The organism is Angustibacter speluncae, from assembly GCF_054777815.1.
Genome location: NZ_BAAHAF010000086.1, coordinates 52,986 through 73,117, shown reverse-complemented (window position 1 = coordinate 73,117; position 20,132 = coordinate 52,986). Strand labels below are relative to the sequence as shown.

Below are 20,132 nucleotides of genomic sequence, written 5' to 3'. Positions count from 1 at the left end.
TCCCGCCCTAGGGTGAGCGCATGCCGGGTCCCAAGGTGCTGGCCATCGTCCTCGCCGGTGGAGAGGGCAAGCGCTTGATGCCCCTCACGGCCGACCGCGCCAAGCCGGCGGTGCCGTTCGGCGGCGCCTACCGGCTCATCGACTTCGCGCTCTCGAACGTGGTGAACGCCGGCTACCTCAAGGTGGTCGTGCTGACGCAGTACAAGTCCCACAGCCTCGACCGGCACGTCACGATGACGTGGCGCATGTCGACGATGCTCGGCAACTACGTCACGCCGGTACCGGCGCAGCAGCGGGTCGGCAAGCACTGGTACCTCGGCTCGGCCGACGCGATCTACCAGAGCCTGAACCTCCTCGTCGACGAGGAGCCCGACATCGTCGTCGTCGTCGGTGCCGACCACGTGTACCGCATGGACTTCTCGCAGATGGTGCGCGACCACATCGAGTCCGGCGCGGCCTGCTCGGTCGCCGCCATCCGGCAGCCGATCTCGATGGCCGACCAGTTCGGCGTCATCGACGTCGACCCGGCCGACCCCTCGCGCATCCGCGCGTTCCTGGAGAAGCCGACCGACCCCACCGGCCTGCCGGACGCCCCGCACGAGATCCTCGCGTCGATGGGCAACTACGTGTTCAGCGCCGACGCCCTCGTCGACGCCGTCACCCAGGACGCCGCCGACGAGTCCTCGGCCCACGACATGGGCGGCAACATCGTCCCCTTCTTCGTCGACCGCGGCGAGGCCGCCGTCTACGACTTCAAGGACAACCTCGTGCCCGGCGCCACCGAGCGCGACAAGGGCTACTGGCGCGACGTCGGGACGATGGACTCCTACTACGACGCGCACATGGACCTGGTCGCCGTCCACCCGGTGTTCAACCTCTACAACTACGACTGGCCGATCTTCACGCAGTCGCCGCCGCTGCCGCCGGCGAAGTTCGTGCACGGCTGGCACGGCCGCATCGGGCACGCGGTGAACTCGATCGTGTCGGCCGGCGCCGTCGTCTCGGGCGCCACGGTGGAGAACTCGGTGCTCGGTCCGGAGGTGAACGTGCACTCGTGGGCCTCGGTCACCGACAGCGTCCTGATGGAGCGGGTGACGGTCGGGCGCCACGCGACCGTGCGCCGCGCCGTCATCGACAAGAACGTCGTGGTGCCCGAGGGTGCCTCGATCGGCATGGACCTCGAGCACGACCGCGCCCGCGGCTTCCACGTCACCGACTCGGGCATCACGGTGATCGGCAAGGGCCAGGAGGTCCGGCTGTGACGGCCGTGGCCCGCGCGTGAGCCGCTCGCTGCTGCTCGTCGTCGCGGTCCTGGTCGCCTGCGGTCTCCTCACCGCCGGCGCGTTCTGGCTGCTCGACGTGATGCTCGGCGACATGCCGCACCCGCTCTGGGGGTTCGTCGGGGGCGCCGCCGTCGGCCTGCTGTCGTACCTGCGCACCGGCTGGTCCGACCGGCGAGACCGCCGCCGGACCGGCTGACCCACCGCCCTACCCTGCGTCCATGGCTCTCGACGGGCAGCGGCCCGGGACGCTCGCCGCCGACCTCGCCGTCACCGACCGCACGCCCACCCTGCTGGTGACGGTGCGCGGCGAGGACCGTCCGGGTGTGACGTCCCGCCTGTTCGAGGCGCTCTCGGGACCCGGAGTACGTGTGCTCGACGTCGAGCAGGTGGTCGTGCGGGGCAACCTCACGCTGTCGGTGCTGGTCACCTGCCCGGGCGACACCGGTCCGCTCATCGCGGCCGCCACCCGCGCCGGACGCGAGCTCGACCTCAAGGTGAAGTGCTCGACCGGCCGCGGCGACAACCGCGAGCGGCCGAGCGGGCGGCTGGCCGTCACGCTGATGGGCGCCCCGCTGACGCCGGTCGCGGTCGCGGGGATCTCGACGACGATCGCGGCCAACGGCGCCAACATCGACCGCATCCGCCGGCTCTCGCGCGACCCGGTCACCACCGTCGAGCTCGACGTCTCGGGCGCCGACGCCGTCGGGCTGCGCCGCGCGCTGGTGCGCGAGGCGGCCGTGCGCGGCGTCGACGTCGCCGTCTCGCCGTCAGGGCTCGCGCGCCGCGGTCGCCGCCTCGTCGTGATGGACGTCGACTCGACCCTCATCCGCGACGAGGTGATCGAGCTGCTGGCCCGGCACGCCGGTCGCGAGGACGAGGTCGCCGCGGTGACGGCCGCCGCGATGGCCGGCGAGATCGACTTCACCGAGAGCCTGCACCAGCGGGTGGCGGCCCTGGCGGGCCTCGACGTGCGCGTGCTGCAGGAGGTCCGCGACGCCGTCCGGCTGACGCCCGGCGCCCGCACGCTGTGCCGGACGCTGCGCCGGCTCGGCTTCACCCTCGGGCTCGTGTCGGGCGGGTTCGCCGAGGTCGTCGAGCCCCTCGGCCGCGAGCTCGACTGCCAGTACGTGCGGGCCAACCGGCTCGAGGTGGTCGACGGCCGCCTCACCGGACGCCTCGACGGCCCCGTGGTCGACCGCCAGGGCAAGGCGGCCGCGCTGCGCGAGCTCGCCGCGGCGGAGGGTCTCGCGCTGGCCCGCACCGTGGCGATCGGTGACGGCGCCAACGACCTCGACATGCTGGCCGAGGCCGGCCTCGGCGTCGCCTTCAACGCCAAGCCGGTCGTGCGGGCCCAGGCCCAGGCGAGCGTCAACGTGCCCTACCTCGACACCGTCCTGTACCTGCTCGGCATCAGCCGCGAGGAGGTCGAGGAGGCCGACCAGCTGGCCTAGGCTCAGCGGCTCAGCCGGGCGTGTGCACCTCGAGCAGCCGCCCGGCACCGGCGGCGACCGACGCCCAGCCGTCCGCCAGCTCGATCGCCGCGAGGGTGCTGGTGCGGAAGTCGGGGACCCGCCCGGTCAGGGCCGCGGCGACCTCCGACGTCGTCGGCTCGTGGCCGACCAGCAGCAGCGCCTGTGTCGTGGGGTCGGCGCCGGCCAGCAGGTGCAGCACCTGGTGGGCGGAGGTGTCGTAGAGCTCGGGCCGCGCCACAGCGGCCACGGCGTCGGCGCCGTGGGAGGCCAGCCCCTCGCGCACCAGGTCGGTGGTCTCGCGGGTGCGGCGGGCGTCCGAGCACCAGATCGCGTCGGGCACCCAGCCGCGGCCGGCGAGCCAGGTACCGACGCGCGGGGCGTCCCTGCGTCCCCGCGGCGCGAGCGGGCGGTCGTGGTCGGCGACGCCCTCGGGGGTGTCGGCCTTGGCGTGGCGCAGGAGCAGCAGCAGGGCCATCACCCGATCCTCGCTGATCGCCCGTCGGGTCGCCAGGGTCGGCCGGGCGACGTCCCGTTACGGTGAGCGGATGGACGCGCCGACCACCACGCCCGCGCGCCGGCGCCGCTCCACCGACAGCGGCCCAGGGCCTCTCGTGGTCATCGGCGGCGCCGAGGACAAGGTGGGCAGGCGCACCGTGCTGCGCCGCTTCGTCCGGCTCGCGGGCGGCAAGGGCAGGGCCCGCATCGTCGTGGTGCCGACGGCCTCCTCGGTCGAGCAGGAGATGGTCGAGGTCTACAGCGACCTGTTCACCCGGCTCGGGGCGGTCGAGGTGACCGCCGTGCGCCCGTCGAGCCGCGCGGCCGCCGACGACCCCGAACTCGCCGCCCGGACCGCCTCGGCCACAGGCATCTTCATGACCGGCGGCAACCAGCTGAAGCTGTCGCAGTACCTCACCGGCACCGCGCTCGGCGACGCCGTCCTGGCCGCGAACAGCCGCGGCGTCGCCGTGGCCGGCACCTCGGCGGGCGCGTCGATGATGAGCGCGCACATGATCTCGCTCGGCGGCGAGGGCGTGACGCCGCGGCACCGCACGAGCCAGCTGTCGGCGGGCCTCGGCCTGCTCGAGGGCGTCGTGGTCGACCAGCACTTCGACCAGCGCGCCCGCTACGGCCGGCTCATGTCGCTCGTCGCGACCTCGCCCAACCTGCTCGGCCTCGGCATCGACGAGGACACCGCCGCCGTCGTCACCGAGCGGCGCTGGCTCGAGGTGGTCGGGTCGGGGTCGGTGTTCGTGCTGGACGCGCAGCACGCGGTCTCGGACGCGCACGAGGCGCGATCGGGCGCGCCGCTGCTGCTGTCGGGTGCCGTGGTGCACACCCTGCCCGCCGGCGCCCGCTTCGACCTCGAGCGCCGGACCCTGGTGTCGTTCACCGAGCAGCACCCGGACCGCTCGATCCAGGTGCACCACGCCGACCGCGACGAGGCCCGGATGCTCGCCGGCCGGTTGCGCGCCACCGTGCACCGGCAAGAGGATCACTGACCGAGGACCCCAGCCAGCCGGCCCCGACGGAAGGACGCCCGCACGATGAGCGAGACGACGAGCGAGCGGCCCACCCCGACGGCCCCGGCCGCACCGGACCTGGCCGTGCTCGAGACGCGGGTCTACCGCGGGCCGAACGTGTGGTCCTACGACCCGGCGGTGCACCTCGTCGTCGACCTCGGCGTGCTGGAGCAGTACCCGACCGACCTGCTCGACGCCCGGCCGGAGGGGTTCACCGACCCGCTGCTGGCGCTGCTGCCGGGCATCGAACGGCACTCGTGCTCGCGGGGCAGGCAGGGCGGGTTCGTCGAACGGCTGCGCGAGGGCACCTGGCTCGGCCACGTCACCGAGCACCTGGCCCTGCAGCTGCAGCAGGAGGCCGGCCACGACCTGACCCGGGGCAAGACCCGCCAGGTGCGCGGCCGTCCCGGCGTCTACAACGTGGTGTACGCCTTCACCGACGAGCGGGTGGCGCTGTCGGCGGGCACCCTCGCCGTCCGCCTGGTGAACCACCTCGTGCAGGCGGAGGAGGGTTTCGACCCGGTCGCGGCGATCGAGGAGTTCCTGCGCCGGGCGCAGCGGATGGGCTTCGGGCCCAGCACCCAGGCGATCCTCGAGGAGGCGGTCTCGCGCGACATCCCCTGGCAGCGGCTGAACCAGTACTCCCTGGTGCAGCTCGGCCAGGGCGTCCACGCCCAGCGCATCCGGGCCACGATGACGTCGAACACCTCCGCGCTGGCGGTCGACATCGCGGGCGACAAGGAGCTGACGACGAAGCTGCTCGGGTCGGCGGGCCTGCCGGTGCCGCGCGCCGACGCCGTCCGCACGGTCGACCAGGCGGTGTCGGTGGCGAAGCGGATCGGCTTCCCCGTCGTGGTGAAGCCGCTCGACGGCAACCACGGCCGCGGCGTCTGCCTGAACCTGCAGGACGAGGACGAGGTGCGCGCGGCGTTCGACGTCGCCCGCGAGCAGTCCAAGCGCGGCACGATCGTCGTCGAGTCGTTCATCACCGGCCGCGACTACCGCTGCCTCATCATCGGCGGGCGCATGCAGGCGATCGCCGAGCGGGTGCCGGCGCACGTCGTCGGCGACGGGACGCACACGGTCGCCGAGCTGGTCGAGATCACCAACGCCGACCCGCGGCGCGGGGTCGGGCACGAGAAGGTGCTCACCCGCATCGCCGTCACCGACGCGGCCGTCGAGCTCGTCCGCGAGCAGGGGTTCGGCATGGACGACGTGCCGCCCGCCGACACGATGGTGAAGCTCGCCGAGACGGGCAACATGTCGACCGGCGGCATCTCCATCGACCGCACCCTCGACGCCCACCCGGACAACGTCGAGATCGCCGAGGAGGCAGCGCGTCTCATCGGCCTCGACGTCGCGGGCATCGACTTCATCTGCCCGGACATCACCGAGCCGGTGCGCGAGACCGGCGGTGCGATCTGCGAGGTGAACGCGGCCCCGGGGTTCCGCATGCACACGCACCCGACCGTCGGCGACCCGCAGTTCATCGCCAAGCCCGTCGTCGACTCGCTGTTCCCGCCGGGCGCGCCGTCGCGCGTCCCGATCATCGCCGTCACGGGCACCAACGGGAAGACGACGACGTCGCGGATGATCGCGCACGTCTTCAAGGGACTCGGCCGCAAGGTCGGGATGACCTCGACCGACGGCGTCGTGATCGACGAGCGGCTGGTGATCAAGGCCGACGCGTCGGGTCCGAAGAGCGCGCGGATGGTGCTGCAGAACCCGCGCGTCGACATGGCGGTGTTCGAGGTCGCGCGCGGCGGCATCCTGCGCGAGGGGCTCGGGTACGACCGCAACGACGTCGCCGTCGTCACCAACATCGCGGCCGACCACCTCGGCATGCGCGGGATCGAGACGATCGAGCAGCTGGCCGCGGTGAAGCGCGTCATCGTGGAGGCGGTGCCGCGCAACGGCGCCGCGGTGCTGAACGCCGACGACCCGCTGGTGCGCGAGATGCGCCGGCACTGCTCGGGCGAGATCGTCTGGTTCTCGCTCGGCGCACCCGGGTCGGAGGGGCGCGAGATCATCGACCGGCACTGCCGCCGGGGCGGCAAGGCGGTCGTGCTCGAGCCCAGCGACCGCGGCGAGATGATCGTGATCCGGCACGGCAAGCGCTCGATGCAGCTGGCCTGGACGCACCTGCTGCCCGCGACCTTCGGCGGCGCCGCGCGGTTCAACGTCGCGAACGCGCTGGCGGCGGCCGGGGCGGCGTTCGCGGCCGGTGCCCCGCTGCACGACATCCGGCAGGGACTGCGCACGTTCGCGACGTCGTACTACCTGTCCCCCGGCCGGATGAACCTGATCCAGGTCGGCTCGCCGAACGGCATGGTCGACGTCGTGGTCGACTACTGCCACAACGCCCCCGGCATGCGCGAGCTCGGCGAGTTCGTCGAGCGGTACACCGACCAGCGCGCGGGCGACCTCGCCAAGCCGTCGCGCATCGGCATGATCGCCACCGCGGGCGACCGTCGCGACCAGGACATGCGCGAGCTCGGCGAGATCGCGGCCGAGCACTTCGACGTCGTCGTGGTGCGCGAGGACAAGAACCTGCGCCGCCGCCCGCTCGGCGAGACCGCCGGGCTCGTCGCCGAGGGCGTGCGGGCCCGGATGGACGCCGGTGGTGCGCGGTGCAAGCAGGTCGAGGTCGTGCTGGACGAGAAGGACGCGGTGCGGCACTGCATGACCCGTGCCAACCCCGGCGACCTGGTGGTGCTCTGCGTCGACCAGCACAGCGAGGTGATGTCCGAGCTGGAGGGCTGGAGCCACCACGCCCAGGCCGGTGCCCGCACCACCGAGGACTCGGTGTCGGACCCCGACCTCGACCCGGTCGAGCTCACCGAGCAGGCCGAGCAGCACTCCCGCGATGACCAGCCGACCCCGGCCTGAGCACTCCGCGTACCTGTTCGTCACGCTGCGCGGGTCGTGACGTGCGCGAGGTGACGGATGCGTGCGCGACGTCCGTTCAGCCTGCGGACGAGCGGCGGTACGTCACCTGCTCCACCTCGTGGCGCAGGCCGAGCGAGCGGTAGAGGCCGTGCGCCTGCTCGCTCTGCCATCCGATGCGCAGCGACGTCGCGCCGCACTCGGCCAGCCGGCGCAGCCCGGCACCCACCATCGCCTTCGCCACCCCGCGACCGGAGTGCGCGTCCTCGACCCGCACCGGCTCCACCAGCCCGATGCGCGTGACGGGGTCGCCCCAGCACAGCGCGTACCCGGCCACCGACCCGTCCGGCGCCACGACGGCGAGGTCGAGCGCCGGGTCGTAGAGCGAGCACCGCGCCAGCCGCTCGGCGACGTCCGGCCCGTTGCGGCCCGCCATCGGGTGCAGCTCGTCCGGGCGCGTCGACCGGTCGGCGAGGACGTACGCGTCCGGCAGGTCGCGCACCGGCTCGAGGTCGGACGGTGCGCCGCGCAGCGACCCGGAGCGGTCGCCGGCGACGAACCCGGCGGCGGTCAGCCGGGCGGTGGACGCCTCGTCCGCGACGTCGACGAGCGACTCGACCGCCTCGGCGCCCAGCTCGTCGACCGTCCGCAGGCCGTGCTGCCAGACCTCGTCGACGTCGACGTCCGCGCCGGGCACCACGAGCAGGTCGAGCCCCCAGGCGTGCGACCACCAGGTCAGGAGCGCGACGGCGACGGGCTCGCCGTCCTGCAGCCAGAACCGTTGCGGCAGCGTGTCGCTCGGACGGGGTCGGCGCGACCACCAGTGCAGGTCGGCGGCCTCCCAGACGCCGGCGGCGGGGTCGACCGTCCGGGCGCGCTGCAGCAGCCGGGTCGCCAGGTCGAGGGCCTCCGGGCCGCGCGCGTCACGCGTCAGCTCTGGCAGTGCGGGCACCAGTAGAGGTTACGAGCGGCGAGCTCGGCAGTGACCACCGCATTTCCGCAGATCCGGCAGGCCTGGCCGGTGCGGCGGTACACGTAGTGCGCCTTCTCGCGGGTGACCCGTCCACCCGGGCGGTCAGCGGGATCGGTGGTGACGATGCGCCCGGCGCGCACGCCCGCCTTCATCAGGACCACCAGGTCGTCCCACATCGCCTCCCACACCGCGCGATCCAGCTCGCGTCCGGGTGTGTACGGCGGCACGCGGTGCCGGAACAGGATCTCGGCGCGGTAGACGTTGCCGATGCCGGCCACGACCTCCTGCTGCATCAGCAGCCCGGCGATCGGCGCGCGGCTGCGGGAGATCCGCGTCCACGCGCGTTCCGGGTCGGCGTCGCGGCGCAGGGGGTCCGGGCCGAGCCGCTCCTGGATCGCGCGCACCTGCGCGCGGGTCAGCAGCTCGCACGCCGTCGGTCCGCGCAGGTCGGCGTAGGCGTCCTCGCCGACGAGCCGCAGCCGCAGCGCGCCCCACGGTGCGGGGGCGGGCAGGCGTCCGCTGACGAACTTGCCGTAGAGCCCGAGGTGCACGTGCAGGTGGCGCCCGGCGCCGTAGTCGTGGAACAGGTGCTTCCCCCACGCGTCGGCGCGGCGCAGGACCGAGCCGTCGATGAGCTCGGCGCCCGCCGCGAACCGGTCCTGCAGCACGGCGGTGCGCAGCTCCTGCCCCTTGAACAGCCGGTTGTGCTCGCGCGCGAGCCGGTGGATCGTGTGGCCCTCCGGCACCGCTACTCCCCCGCCGCCGGCAGCGCGGCGCGCAGCCGCTCCCCGTAGGACGCGGCCTCGGCGTCGTCGGCGTACGTCGTCCGCGGCCAGAAGAACCCGCGCAGGCCGTCGCCCTTGGTGCGCGGGACGACGTGCACGTGCAGGTGCGCGACTGACTGGCTCACGGTGTTGTTCATCGCGACGAACGTCCCCTGCGCGCCGAGCCCGTCGACCGCGGCCTGCGCCGTCCGCTGCGCCGCGTCGAGCAGCGGGAGCTTCAGGTCGTCCGGCAGGTCGAGGATCGTGACGACGTGGCGCCGCGGCACCAGCAGCACGTGGCCCTTGAACACCGGTCGGGTGTCGAGGAACCCGACGACGTCCGGCTCGTCGAGCACCCGCGTCGACGGCACCTCGTCGGCGACGATCCGGCAGAACAGGCAGGTCACCTCGCGACCCTAACCACGGCCGCCGGGCTCGGCGCGGCAGGATGAGGGCGTGCAGGGACCGGACGGGCTGCCCGACCCCGCGCTCGTCGTCCTGGTCGGGCCGGCGGGCTCGGGCAAGTCGCACTGGGCGGCGGCCCGCTACCGTGCGGCCGAGGTCGTCTCGTCGGACGCGCTGCGGGGCGTCGTCGGCAGCGGCACCGCCGACCTCGACGCCACCGACGACGCGTTCGCGGTGCTCGACCTGGTCGTGCGCGCCCGGCTCTCCCGCCGGCTCACCACGGTCGTCGACACCCTCGGGCTGGACGACGACCGCCGGCGCGGCTACCTCGCGCTCGCGCGGGAGAACGGCGTGCCGGCGGTCGTGGTGCTGGTGTCGACGCCGGAGGCGCTGTGCCGCAGGCGGAACGGGCAGCGGTACCGTCCGGTGCCGGCTCCGGCGCTGGCGCGCCAGGCGCGGCGGTCGCGGGAGGTCGCCGTCGCCGTCCGCGCGGAGGGCTGGGACGTCGTGCACGTGGTCGACGGCTCGGACGCGGCACCCGCTCCGGTTCCTGCGCCGGTTCCTGCGACGTCGACCGAGCAGGCGCGGGCCGACGGGCTCGGCGTCGTGCTGCAGGTGTCGCGCTTCCCCTGGGGCGAGGACCCGGGCGGCTGGCTCGCGTCGGTGGCTGAGGCCGCCGAGCAGGCCGGCTTCGGCGGGCTGTCGGTGATGGACCACCTGCTGCAGATCCCGCAGGTCGGTCGGGCCTGGGACCCGCTGCCGGAGGCGTGGACGACCCTCGGGTTCGTCGCCGCCCGCACGTCGCGGCTGCGGCTCGGGACGCTGGTGTCGCCGGTCTCGCTGCGCGCGCCCGGCCTGGTGGCGAAGGCGGTCGCGACCCTCGACGTGCTGTCCGGCGGACGGGCGTTCTGCGGCCTGGGCGCGGGCTGGTTCGAGCGGGAGCACACCGGCTTCGGCCTGCCGTTCCCGCCGGCGGCGGAGCGCGTCGACGCGCTGGCGGCCGGGGTCGAGACCGTGCGCGCGCTCTGGGCGCCGGGCACCAAGGCGTTCGCCGGCCGGTACGCGTCGCTGCAGGAGACCGCCTGCTACCCCAGGCCGCTGCACGACGTCGAGGTCGTCGTCGGCGGCTCCGGTCCGCGGGTGCTGCGGGTCGCCGCCGAGCTCGCCGACGCCGTGAACGTCCGGACCCAGGTGCTCGACGAGGTGCTCCCCCGCTGGCGCGACGCGTGCGACCGGGCCGGTCGGGAGCCGCGCCTCACCGTCCTCGACACCCCGGTCGTCGGCACCGACCGCGACGACGTCGCACGCCGCGTCGAGCGCCTGCGCGGACGCACGTCCGCGGCCGCGTTCGCCGCCCGGCAGCACGCCGGGACGGCGGTGCAGCAGCGCGACCGCTACCTGCGGCTGGCCGACGAGGGCGTCTCGACGGTGTTCGTCGGCGTGGCCGACCTCGACGGCCCGGACGACCTCGAGCGCCTGGCACCCCTGGTGCAGGGCTGACGGGACGAGGACGATCGGCGGATGGAGCGCAGCACGCAGGTGGAGGTCCTGGCCCCCGCGGACCGGTTGTGGGCGGTCGTGCAGGACGTCGATCGCTGGCCCGCTCTCGTCCAGACCGTCACCGCGGTCGAGCGTCTCGACAGCGGGCCGCTCGGCGTCGGCAGCCGGGCCCGGATCACCCAGCCGCGGCTGCCCACCAGCGAGTACGTGGTCACCGCGCACGAGCCGGGACGCTCGTTCACCTGGGAGACCACCAGCCCCGGCGTGCGGGTGACCGCGCTGCACGAGGTCGTGCCGGTGGACGCCACGGCCTGCCGGCTGCGCCTGGTGGTCCGCCAGACCGGCGTCGTCGGCGTGCTCTCGGGTCCGTTCCTGCGCGGTCTGACCGACCGCTACCTCGCCGCCGAGGCGGCCGCCCTCAAGGCCGCGGCCGAGGGGACCACCTGACTAGACGGCTCAGCCGTTGCCGTCCTCGATGACCGAGAGCACGTTGCCGGCCGGGTCGGTGAACCAGGCGATCAGCGGGCCGCCTCCGCGGAACACGCCCTTGGCGTCGGTCTCGTTCGGGGAGCCCTCGTAGCGCTCGAACACCACGCCGCGGGAGGTGAGGTCGTCGACCGCGGCCTCCACGTCGACCGCAGGCAGGTTCAGCACCGTGAACGAGGCCGGCTCGTGCGCGGTGCCCTTCGGGTAGACCAGGGTGCGGCCGCCGCCGACGTGGAGCCACAGCATCCCGTTCTCCTCCTCGCACTCGAGCCCGAGGACGTCGGCGTAGAACCGGTGCGCGCGGCCGACGTCGTCGACGGAGAAGCCGTGGAAGGCCTTGGCGTGCTGCAGGTGGCTGCTCATGGACTCAGCCTCGCGGGTGGACGTCCTCCGCGCCAGACCCCGAGCCGCCCGACGCGCGCAGCTCGTCGGCGTAGTACCGCAGCGCGGGGTCGTAGCCCTCGGCGTCGGAGCCGGCGAGGTGGCGCGAGAGCTCCTCGACCGCGACGGCCACCGCCTCGGACGTGCGACCGAGGTCGTGCAGCACGAGGGCGCGGAACGCGGGCCCGGCGGTGGAGTCGGGGCGCTCCGCGGCGAGCTCGTCGAGCACCTGCAGCGCGGCGGCGGGCTCGCCGACGACGCGCAGCGACGACGCGAGGCCGATCCGCGCACCGGTGCGGTGCGGCTCGAGCAGACCGTCGGCAAGGGCCTCGCGGTACAGCGGGATCGCCTCGGCCTCGAGCCCCAGACGGTCGTGGGCGCAGGCGTGCTCGTACGCGAGCCGCGCGTCGCCCGGGTGCTCGGCGTGCAGCTGCCGGTAGGCGACCAGCCCGTCCTCGAGCGGCAGCGCCCTCGCGGCCGCCATCTCGTCCTCGCGCTCGTGCAGGCCGCGGGCCGCGACCACCTTGGCCCGCACCTGGGCCGCGCCGTCCGGGACGGCGCCCACCTCGTCGAGCACGGCGTAGACGCCCTCGCGCTCGGCGTGCGACATCAGCGCGACCACGTCGCCGTCGCCGGCCTCGCCGAGCAGCGCCCGCAGCCCGTCGACCTCGGTGGGGTACGACGGCACGTCGAGCACACCCACCGCGGCGGCGCCCGCCCGCAGCAGCGTCTCGAGCTCCTCGGGCGTCTTGCCGCGCAGGTACCGGGACTTGTGGACGACGGCGATCCGGTCGGCCCCGATCCCCGCCATCTCGCCCATGCCCTGCAGGATCTCGTCGGTGCGGTCGCCCACCCCACCGAGACCCAGGACGAGCCGCGACCCCGGACGCACCAGGCCGCGCGCGACCTTCAGCAGGGCCTCCAGCCCGGCCTCGTTGTGCGCCAGGTCGATGATCGCCGTGCACGACCCGGTGCGGTCGCCGTCCGGAGCGCCCAGGGGCAGCGGGACGGTGAAGGTGTTCATCCGGCCGGGGTTCTTCTCGGCGTCCGGCGTGAACGTGCGCAACCCCTCGACCACGGCCTCGACCGGCAGGCCGAGACCGAGACCCGCTGCGGCAGCGGCCATCGCGTTCGCCACGTTGTGCTCGCTCAGGCCGCACAGCGTGACGGGCATGTCGAGCACGTCGACCAGCCGGAGCGGGTCGGCGCCGTCCTCGAGCACCGTGAGCGCACCGTCCATGACGGTGAGCGCCCGTCCCCCGTGCCCGAGCGCCTCGCGCAGGGCGGGCGACTCGGCGTCGAGCGAGAACACGAACGGACGGCCGGGCGAGCCCGCCCGCATCGCCAGCACCCGCGGGTCGTCGCCGTTGAGCACCGTCCACCCGGTCGGCTTGGTGACGTGGGTGACGATCGCCTTCACCTCGGCGAGCTGGTCGACCGTGTCGATCCCCTGCTGCCCCAGGTGGTCGGCGCTGACGTTGGTCACCACGGACACGTCGTTCGCGACGACGCCCATGCCCTTGAGCAGCATGCCGCCGCGCGCGGTCTCGAGGATGCCCATCTGCACCCCCTCGGCCGCCAGGACGCTGCGCCCCCCGGCCGGTCCGGAGTAGTCGCCGGGCTCGACGAGCTCGCCCTGCACGACCACGCCGTCGGTCGAGCTCCACGCCGTGCGGAACCCGGCGGTCATGCACAGGTGGGCCAGCAGGCGGGTCGTGGTGGTCTTGCCGTTGGTGCCCGTGATCGACGCGACCGGGATGCGCGGACGCACCGCCTGCGGCCCGCGTCCGCGGTCGGCCGACCGCACCCGCCCGGCGGCCTCGGTGCGAGCCGCGACCAGCGCCTCCGCGGTGGCGTCGTCCGACGCCGCGGCGTCGAGCAGGGCGGCGACCTCGCTGCCGAAGGCCTCGGCGCGCCCCGAGCTGCGCCACGGGAAGGCGAGCACGACGTGCGTGGTGCCGGCGCCCGCGCGGGTGCGCAGGGCGAGCCGCTTCACGCCGGTCTCGTCGGCGAGGCGACGGGCGACCGTCTTCACGACCCGCAACAGGAACGCCTGCCGCACAACGGTTCCCGCTGCGCCCGGCCGTGCGCGCGACAGCCCGCACAGCCGCGCCACCTCGCGCGCCCGCGCCTCCGGGACGTCGGCCACGGCGGCCAGGTCGAGGGTGACCTTGCAGGCCGCCCGCGGGAAGTACAGGTTCGGTCCCTCGAGGAGGCGGACCTCGACCAGGGTCCGTCGGTCGTCGCTCACGGCGTGGCCGGTGACGGTCAGGAGCCCATGGCGTGCACGCCACCGTCGACGTGCACGATCTCGCCGGTCGTGGCAGGGAACCAGTCCGACAGCAGCATCGCGCAGGCGCGGGCAGTGGGCTCGGGGTCCTTGACGTCCCAGCCGAGCGGCGCGCGGTCGTCCCAGGTGTTCTCGAAGACCTCGAAGGCCGGGATCGACTTGGCCGCCGTGGTGCGGATCGGCCCGGCCGCCACCAGGTTGCAGCGGATGCCCTCGGGCCCGAGGTCGCGGGCCAGGTAGCGCGACGTCGACTCGAAGGCGGCCTTGGCCACTCCCATCCAGTCGTACACCGGCCACGCGAACGAGGCGTCGAACGTGAGGCCGACGACCGAGCCGCCGCGCGACATCAGCGGCTTCGCGGCGACGGCCAGCGACTTCAGCGAGTACGCCGACACGTGCAGCGCCGTCGAGACGTCCTCCCACGAGGCGTTCAGGAAGTCGAACGCGCCCTGCGGGGCGAACCCGATCGAGTGCAGGACGCCGTCGAGGCCGTCGACGTGCTCGCGGACGTTGTCGGCCAGCGCGTCGAGGTGCGACTGGTCGGACACGTCGAGCTCGACCACCGGCGCGGTCTCGGGCAGCCGCTTCGCGATCACCTGGGTGATGCGCATCGTGCGCCCGAACGAGGTGAGCACGACCTGCGCGCCCTCCTGCTGCGCGATGCGCGCCACGTGGAAGGCGATCGAGGTGTCGGTGAGCACACCGGTCACGAGCAGCCGCTTGCCGTCCAGGAGTCCCATGTCGTCAGTCCCTCTCGCGCGTCGGTGAACTCGTCGTCAGTGGCCCATGCCGAGGCCGCCGTCGACCGGCACCACGGCCCCGCTGATGTACCCGGCACCCGGACCGGCCAGGAAGGCCACGGTCTCGGCGACGTCGTCGACCGTGCCGAACCGCTTGCCCGGGATCGCGGCCAGGTACGACTGCTGGGTCTCCTCGGGCAGCGACGCCGTCATGTCGGTGTCGATGAAGCCCGGGGCGACCACGTTGGCCGTGATGCCGCGCCCGCCGAGCTCGCGGGTCACCGACCGGGCGATACCCACCAGCCCCGACTTCGAGGCGGCGTAGTTCACCTGGCCCGGGGAGCCGTAGAGGCCGACGACCGAGGAGATCAGGACGATCCGACCGCGGCGCAGGCGGATCATGCCCTTGGACGCGCGCCGCACGCACCGGAACGCGCCGGCCAGGTTGGTGTCGACCACGGACGCGAAGTCGTCGTCGCTCATCCGCAGCAGCAGCGTGTCCTTGGTGATGCCGGCGTTCGCCACCAGCACCTCGACCGGGCCGTGCTCGGCCTCGACCTGCTCGAAGGCGGCGTCGACCGACCCCGTGTCGGTGACGTCGCACGCGACGGCCAGCGCGCCCTCGGGCGCGTCGCCGCTTCGGGAGGTGACGGCGACCTTGTCGCCCTGGGCCAGGAACCGCTCGGCGATCGCCCGGCCGATGCCGCGGTTGCCGCCCGTCACGAGCACGCTGCGCGGCTCGGCGCCGCCGATCTGGTCAGCCATGGCGGTGACGCTACCGGTTCGGCGGGTCCGGGTCCGTCCACAGCCCGACGGCGTCCGCGCCACCGGCCGCGACGGGACCGTACGGTCGGACGATGCGCCTGTTCCGACGCGCCGACGGCCCCCGGCCACGCACCGCGACGATCGCCGACCAGCCGCTCTACCAGGCGCTCGACCGCGGCACGTTCGAGGACTTCCTCGGCGTCTACACCGCGCGCGACGCGAACCTGCGCTGGTCGGGCAGCAGCCTGCTGGCCAAGGCCCTCGCGAACAAGGAGGCGGCCGTCGCCGTCCGGATCGCCGAACGGGCCCTCGACGACGGCGCCACCGCCCTGCCGGACGAGTTCCCGCTGCACCACCTCGTGCAGCACCGGCGCCCCGACCCCGTCGGCGGCCCCCGGCTGCTGACCCGGCTGGTCGAGGCGGGGCACGACGTCAACCGGGTGCTGCCGGGCAACGGCCCCGTCCTGCTGCACCTCGGCGCCCAGCTGCGGCAGAGCGAGGACGAGCAGCGGCCGTTCGTCGACGTCCTGCTCGCCCGACCCGAGCTCGACCTGACCGTCCCGAGCGGGTACGCGGGGGGTACGACCGCGATCGAGGTGCTGCGGAAGTGGCGCGAGCACCGCCCCGAGCTGGTCGCGCGGTGCGAGGAGCGGCTCGCGCGCACCGGGTAGTAGGTTCGCCGCTCGTGCGTGCCATCCAGATCACCGAGTTCGGCGGCCCCGAGGTCCTCACCCCCACCGACCTCCCCGAGCCCGAGCCCCGCGACGGCTTCTCCCTCGTCGACGTGACCGGCGCCGGCGTCAACTACGCCGACACCCACCAGGCCGAGGACTCCTACCTCGCGCCGCAGACGCTGCCCCTCGTCCCGGGCGCCGAGGTCGTCGGCACCCGCCGGTCGGACGGGCAGCGCGTCGTCGCGCTGCTGATGGGCGGCGGCGGGTACGCCCAGGTCGCCGCGGCCCCGGACGTGGCCACCTTCGAGCTCCCGGACGAGGACACCGTCTCGGACGCCCAGGCGCTCGCGCTGGTGCTGCAGGGCACGACCGCGTGGCACCTGCTGCGCACCAGCGCCCACCTGGCCGCCGGCGAGTCGGTGGTCGTGCACAGCGCCGCCGGTGGTGTCGGCTCCCTCGCCGTCCAGCTCGCCCGGCAGTGGGGCGCCGGCCGCGTCATCGCCACCGCGAGCAGCGAGGAGAAGCGGCAGCTCGCGCTCGACCTCGGCGCGCACGTCGCCGTCGACACCTCGAGCTGCGCCGACGCGGCCGCCGTCACCGAGGTGCTGAAGGAGGCCAACGGCGGCAAGGGCGTCGACGTCGTGCTCGAGATGACCGGCGGCCACGTCCTCGACGGCTCGCTCGACGCCCTCGCTCCGTTCGGCCGGGTCGTCGCGTACGGCATGGCCTCGCGCTCGGCGCCGAAGCCGGTCAACCCCGGGGCGCTGATGGCGACGTCCCGCGCGCTGATGGGGTTCTGGCTCGTCCACACCCTGCGTCGACCCGGCGGCCTGCACCCCGCGATGGCCGAGCTCGTGTCGCTCGTGCGCGCCGGCGTGCTGAACCCGGTGCACGGCGGCACCTACGCGCTCGACGACGCCGCGCAGGCGCACCGCGACATCCGCTCCCGCGCCACCACCGGCAAGCTGGTCGTCGACCCTCGCCGCTGACCGATCGCGGTCCGGGAAGGCGGTCGGAGCCGCCGCGGCGCACCGGCTAGGGTCGCGGACGTGCGACCTGTCGACGACGACTTCACGTCCCTGCCCCTGCGAGCCCTCGCCGACGCCGGCCTGAGCCGCGCCGACGCGCTGGGTGCCGAGCACGCCGCGTTCCGGCTCGAGCGCAACCGCCGCTCGGTCGTCGAGCTGCGCGACGCGAACCTGTCGTCGTCGCGCGACGACACCGACTCCGGCCTGTCGGTGCGGGTCCTCGTCGACGGCACCTGGGGGTTCGCCGCGGCCGCCGACCTCACGCCGGAGGCCGCGGCCCGCGCGGCCGAGCAGGCGGTCGACATCGCGCGCGTCTCGAAGCCGCTGTCGACCGAGCGGGTCGAGCTCGCCGACGAGCCCGTGCACGCCGACGTCCAGTGGGTCTCGAGCTACACGACCGACCCGTTCTCGGTCTCCTCCGCCGACCAGGCCGCGCTGCTGGCCGAGTGGTCGCGCGGGCTGCTCGCCGACGGCGTCGACCACGTCGAGGCGGTCGTCATGGCCGACAAGGAGCAGAAGTTCTACGCCGACTCCGCCGGGACGACCACCACCCAGCAGCGGGTGCGGCTGTTCCCCTGGCTCGAGGTCGTCGTCGTCGGCGACGAGGGCATGGAGACGATGCGCACCGTCAACCCGCCCGTCGGGCGCGGGTGGGAGTACATGACCGGTACGCCGGCCGACGGCGCCTGGGACTGGGCGGCCGAGCGGGCGCAGCTGCCGTCGCTGGTGCGCGAGAAGCTCGCCGCCCCGTCGGTCGAGGCCGGCCGGTACGACCTGGTCGTCGACCCCACGAACCTCTGGCTGACGATCCACGAGTCGATCGGCCACGCCACCGAGCTCGACCGCGCGCTCGGCTACGAGGCGGCCTACGCCGGCACCTCCTTCGCCACGCTCGACCAGCTCGGGTCGCTGCACTACGGCAGCGGGCTCATGCACGTCACCGGCGACCGCACGGTCGAGCACGGGCTGGCGACGATCGGGTACGACGACGAGGGCGTGCAGACCCAGCAGTGGGACCTCGTCCGCGACGGCACCCTGGTCGGCTACCAGCTCGACCGGCGGATGGCCCGCCAGAACGACCTGGGCGACCCGCCCGGACGCTCGAACGGCTGCGCCTTCGCCGACTCGGCCTCGCACATCCCGATGCAGCGGATGGCGAACGTCAGCCTGCAACCCGCGGCCGACGGCCCCGACCTCGACGGCGTGCTCGCCCAGGTCGAGCGCGGCATCTACGTCGTCGGCGACAAGTCGTGGTCCATCGACATGCAGCGCTACAACTTCCAGTTCACCGGCCAGCGGTTCTACCGGATCGAGAACGGGCAGCTCGCCGGCCAGCTCAAGGACGTCGCCTACCAGGCGACCACCACCGACTTCTGGCGCTCGATGTCGGCCGTCGGTGGCCCGTCGACGTACCTGCTCGGCGGCGCGATGAACTGCGGCAAGGCCCAGCCGGGGCAGGTGGCGGCCGTGAGCCACGGCTGCCCCGTGGCGCTGTTCCGCGGCGTCAACATCCTCAACACCGTCCAGGAGGCCGGCCAGTGACCGCCACCCGCAGCTCGTCCAGCCCCGACCTGGTCGAGCAGGCGCTCGAGCTCGCAGCCCGTGCCGACGACCACGCCGGCACGTCGGTGCTCGTGCACGAGGAGTCGACCGCGAACCTGCGCTGGGCGTGCAACACCCTGACCACCAACGGCATGAGCACCGGCCAGACCGTCACGGTGGCGACCGCCGTGCGCACCGACCGTGGCACCTGCGTCGGCACGGTGAGCCGCAAGGGCGTCGGCCCGGACGACCTGGCGTCGCTCGTTGCCGAGGCCACCGCGGCGGCGCGGTCGGCACCCGCCGCCGAGGACGCCGCCGAGCTCCCCGCCGGCCGCGAGGACGCCGCCTTCGGCGAGGCCGCCGAGCACACCGGGCCGTCGGTGCTGTCCGGCGTGGCGGGCCAGCTCGGCGAGGCGCTGCAGCAGGCCCGTGCGTCCGAGCGCGAGCTGTTCGGCTTCGCCGAGCACACCGTGACCACCACCTGGCTCGGCACCAGCGCGGGTGCGCGCCGTCGGCACGTCCAGCCCAAGGGCACCCTGGAGATGACCGGCAAGTCGCACCAGCGGTCGCGCTCGACCTACGACTGCCGGTACACCACCGACTTCACCGACGTCGACGTGCTCGCGATGGACGCCGGGCTGGTGCAGCGCCTGGAGTGGCAGGGACGCCGCATCGACCTCGAGCCGGGTCGCTACGACACCGTGCTGCCCGCCGGGTCGGTCGCCGACCTGCTGATCTACCTCTACTTCGTGTCCGACGCTCGCAGCGCGTACGAGGGCCGGACCGTGTTCTCCAAGAAGGGGTCTCCTGGAACCACCCGCGTCGGCGAGCGGCTCACCGATGTCCCGCTGACGATCGGCGGCGACCCCACCTACCCCGGCCTCGAGTGCGAGCCCTTCGTGGCGACGGGCTCGTCGAGCCCGCACCACTCGGTGTTCGACAACGGCCTCGACATGCCGGCGGCGACCTGGGTCGACCAGGGCGTCCTCGCGGCGCTGCCCACCTCGCGGTTCACCAGCGCGATGACCGGCCTGCCCCTCACCCACGGGCTCGACAACCTGGTCGTCACCTCGCCCGAGGGCCGCGGCGGGCTTGACGACCTGGTCGCCTCGACCGCGCGCGGGCTGCTGGTCACCTCGCTCTGGTACATCCGCGAGGTCGACCCGGTCTCGCTGCTGCTGACCGGCCTCACCCGCGACGGGGTGTACCTGGTCGAGGACGGCGAGGTGCAGGGCGCGGTCACGAACTTCCGGTTCAACGAGTCGCCGGTCGACATGCTGCGGCGGGTCGACGCGATCGGCGAGACCGGCATCGCGCTGAACCGCGAGTGGAACGAGTTCTTCTCGCGCACGGCGGTGCCGCCCATGCGCATCCGCGGCTTCAACATGTCGAGCGTGAGCCAGGGCACGTGACCCGACCGGGC

Annotated in this window: 19 protein-coding genes; 11 read left to right on the top strand and 8 right to left on the bottom strand. The window is 74.1% G+C overall.

Annotation, left to right across the window (positions count from 1 at the left end):
- Positions 1–20 precede the first annotated feature (20 nt).
- The 3 genes from glgC to serB are packed head-to-tail and all read left to right on the top strand — an operon-like array spanning position 21 to position 2,734.
- Positions 21–1,262 (top strand): glucose-1-phosphate adenylyltransferase, encoded by a 1,242-nt coding sequence (gene glgC, locus ACYVKY_RS10565; protein ID WP_460434935.1) that lies wholly within the window; start codon positions 21–23, stop codon positions 1,260–1,262.
- Positions 1,263–1,278: 16 nt separating this feature from the next.
- The gene (locus ACYVKY_RS10560; protein WP_460434934.1) at positions 1,279–1,479 is read left to right on the top strand and encodes a hypothetical protein; all 201 of its coding nucleotides are present in this window, start codon (positions 1,279–1,281) and stop codon (positions 1,477–1,479) included.
- A 22-nt stretch (positions 1,480–1,501) separates the two neighbouring features.
- The gene (gene serB, locus ACYVKY_RS10555; RefSeq protein ID WP_460434933.1) at positions 1,502–2,734 is read left to right on the top strand and encodes a phosphoserine phosphatase SerB; all 1,233 of its coding nucleotides are present in this window, start codon (positions 1,502–1,504) and stop codon (positions 2,732–2,734) included.
- Positions 2,735–2,744: 10 nt separating this feature from the next.
- On the opposite strand, the gene ACYVKY_RS10550 is transcribed toward serB, so the two are convergent.
- Entirely contained in the window at positions 2,745–3,230 is a 486-nt protein-coding gene (locus tag ACYVKY_RS10550; RefSeq protein WP_460434932.1) for a SixA phosphatase family protein, read from the bottom strand.
- 70 nt (positions 3,231–3,300) lie between these two features.
- Here ACYVKY_RS10550 and ACYVKY_RS10545 point away from each other — a divergent pair, with 70 nt between their 5' ends.
- Positions 3,301–4,254, top strand: coding sequence for a cyanophycinase (locus tag ACYVKY_RS10545; RefSeq protein WP_460434931.1), 954 nt, complete (start codon positions 3,301–3,303; stop codon positions 4,252–4,254).
- 45 nt (positions 4,255–4,299) lie between these two features.
- On the top strand, positions 4,300–7,164 hold the full coding sequence (gene cphA / locus ACYVKY_RS10540; RefSeq protein ID WP_460434930.1) for a cyanophycin synthetase: 2,865 nt from the start codon (positions 4,300–4,302) through the stop codon (positions 7,162–7,164).
- Positions 7,165–7,240: 76 nt separating this feature from the next.
- Here cphA and ACYVKY_RS10535 read toward each other — a convergent pair whose 3' ends face one another.
- From ACYVKY_RS10535 to ACYVKY_RS10525, 3 genes are read right to left on the bottom strand one after another with little or no spacing between them, the layout of a single operon-like run.
- Positions 7,241–8,113 (bottom strand): GNAT family N-acetyltransferase, encoded by an 873-nt coding sequence (locus ACYVKY_RS10535; RefSeq protein WP_460434929.1) that lies wholly within the window; start codon positions 8,111–8,113, stop codon positions 7,241–7,243.
- Positions 8,092–8,880, bottom strand: a complete 789-nt coding sequence (locus ACYVKY_RS10530) for an Fpg/Nei family DNA glycosylase (protein ID WP_460434928.1) — start codon at positions 8,878–8,880, stop codon at positions 8,092–8,094. Before ACYVKY_RS10530 ends, ACYVKY_RS10535 begins: the two co-directional genes overlap by 22 nt.
- Before the next feature lie 2 nt (positions 8,881–8,882).
- Entirely contained in the window at positions 8,883–9,305 is a 423-nt protein-coding gene (locus tag ACYVKY_RS10525) for an HIT family protein (RefSeq protein WP_460434927.1), read from the bottom strand.
- A 49-nt stretch (positions 9,306–9,354) separates the two neighbouring features.
- Between ACYVKY_RS10525 and ACYVKY_RS10520 the strand changes: the two genes are divergently transcribed.
- Positions 9,355–10,803 carry an LLM class flavin-dependent oxidoreductase gene (locus ACYVKY_RS10520; RefSeq protein WP_460434926.1) on the top strand — a complete coding sequence of 483 codons (1,449 nt, stop codon included), beginning with the start codon at positions 9,355–9,357 and terminating at the stop codon, positions 10,801–10,803.
- Positions 10,804–10,824: 21 nt separating this feature from the next.
- A complete protein-coding gene (locus ACYVKY_RS10515) occupies positions 10,825–11,250 on the top strand; it encodes an SRPBCC family protein (RefSeq protein ID WP_460434925.1) in 426 nt (141 codons plus the stop codon).
- A 9-nt stretch (positions 11,251–11,259) separates the two neighbouring features.
- Here the strand turns inward: ACYVKY_RS10515 and ACYVKY_RS10510 are convergent, their stop codons facing one another.
- The 4 genes from ACYVKY_RS10510 to fabG are packed head-to-tail and all read right to left on the bottom strand — an operon-like array spanning position 11,260 to position 15,465.
- Entirely contained in the window at positions 11,260–11,652 is a 393-nt protein-coding gene (locus ACYVKY_RS10510) for a VOC family protein (protein ID WP_460434924.1), read from the bottom strand.
- Positions 11,653–11,656: 4 nt separating this feature from the next.
- Positions 11,657–13,921 (bottom strand): tetratricopeptide repeat protein, encoded by a 2,265-nt coding sequence (locus tag ACYVKY_RS10505; RefSeq protein ID WP_460434923.1) that lies wholly within the window; start codon positions 13,919–13,921, stop codon positions 11,657–11,659.
- A gap of 17 nt (positions 13,922–13,938) precedes the next feature.
- Complete coding sequence (gene fabI, locus ACYVKY_RS10500) at positions 13,939–14,700, bottom strand: enoyl-ACP reductase (RefSeq protein WP_460434922.1); 762 nt, start codon at positions 14,698–14,700, stop codon at positions 13,939–13,941.
- 36 nt (positions 14,701–14,736) lie between these two features.
- Positions 14,737–15,465 (bottom strand): Rossmann-fold NAD(P)-binding domain-containing protein, encoded by a 729-nt coding sequence (fabG, locus tag ACYVKY_RS10495; protein ID WP_460434921.1) that lies wholly within the window; start codon positions 15,463–15,465, stop codon positions 14,737–14,739.
- Positions 15,466–15,557: 92 nt separating this feature from the next.
- On the opposite strand from fabG, the gene ACYVKY_RS10490 reads away from it, so the two are divergent.
- The 4 genes from ACYVKY_RS10490 to ACYVKY_RS10475 are packed head-to-tail and all read left to right on the top strand — an operon-like array spanning position 15,558 to position 20,121.
- Entirely contained in the window at positions 15,558–16,136 is a 579-nt protein-coding gene (locus ACYVKY_RS10490) for a hypothetical protein (protein ID WP_460434920.1), read from the top strand.
- 14 nt (positions 16,137–16,150) lie between these two features.
- Positions 16,151–17,128: a quinone oxidoreductase family protein gene (locus ACYVKY_RS10485; RefSeq protein ID WP_460434919.1), complete on the top strand. Its 978-nt coding sequence runs from the start codon at positions 16,151–16,153 to the stop codon at positions 17,126–17,128.
- 60 nt (positions 17,129–17,188) lie between these two features.
- Positions 17,189–18,709 carry a TldD/PmbA family protein gene (locus tag ACYVKY_RS10480; protein WP_460434918.1) on the top strand — a complete coding sequence of 507 codons (1,521 nt, stop codon included), beginning with the start codon at positions 17,189–17,191 and terminating at the stop codon, positions 18,707–18,709.
- The gene (locus tag ACYVKY_RS10475) at positions 18,706–20,121 is read left to right on the top strand and encodes a metallopeptidase TldD-related protein (protein WP_460434917.1); all 1,416 of its coding nucleotides are present in this window, start codon (positions 18,706–18,708) and stop codon (positions 20,119–20,121) included. The genes ACYVKY_RS10480 and ACYVKY_RS10475 overlap by 4 nt, the downstream gene beginning before the upstream one ends.
- Positions 20,122–20,132: the final 11 nt, after the last annotated feature.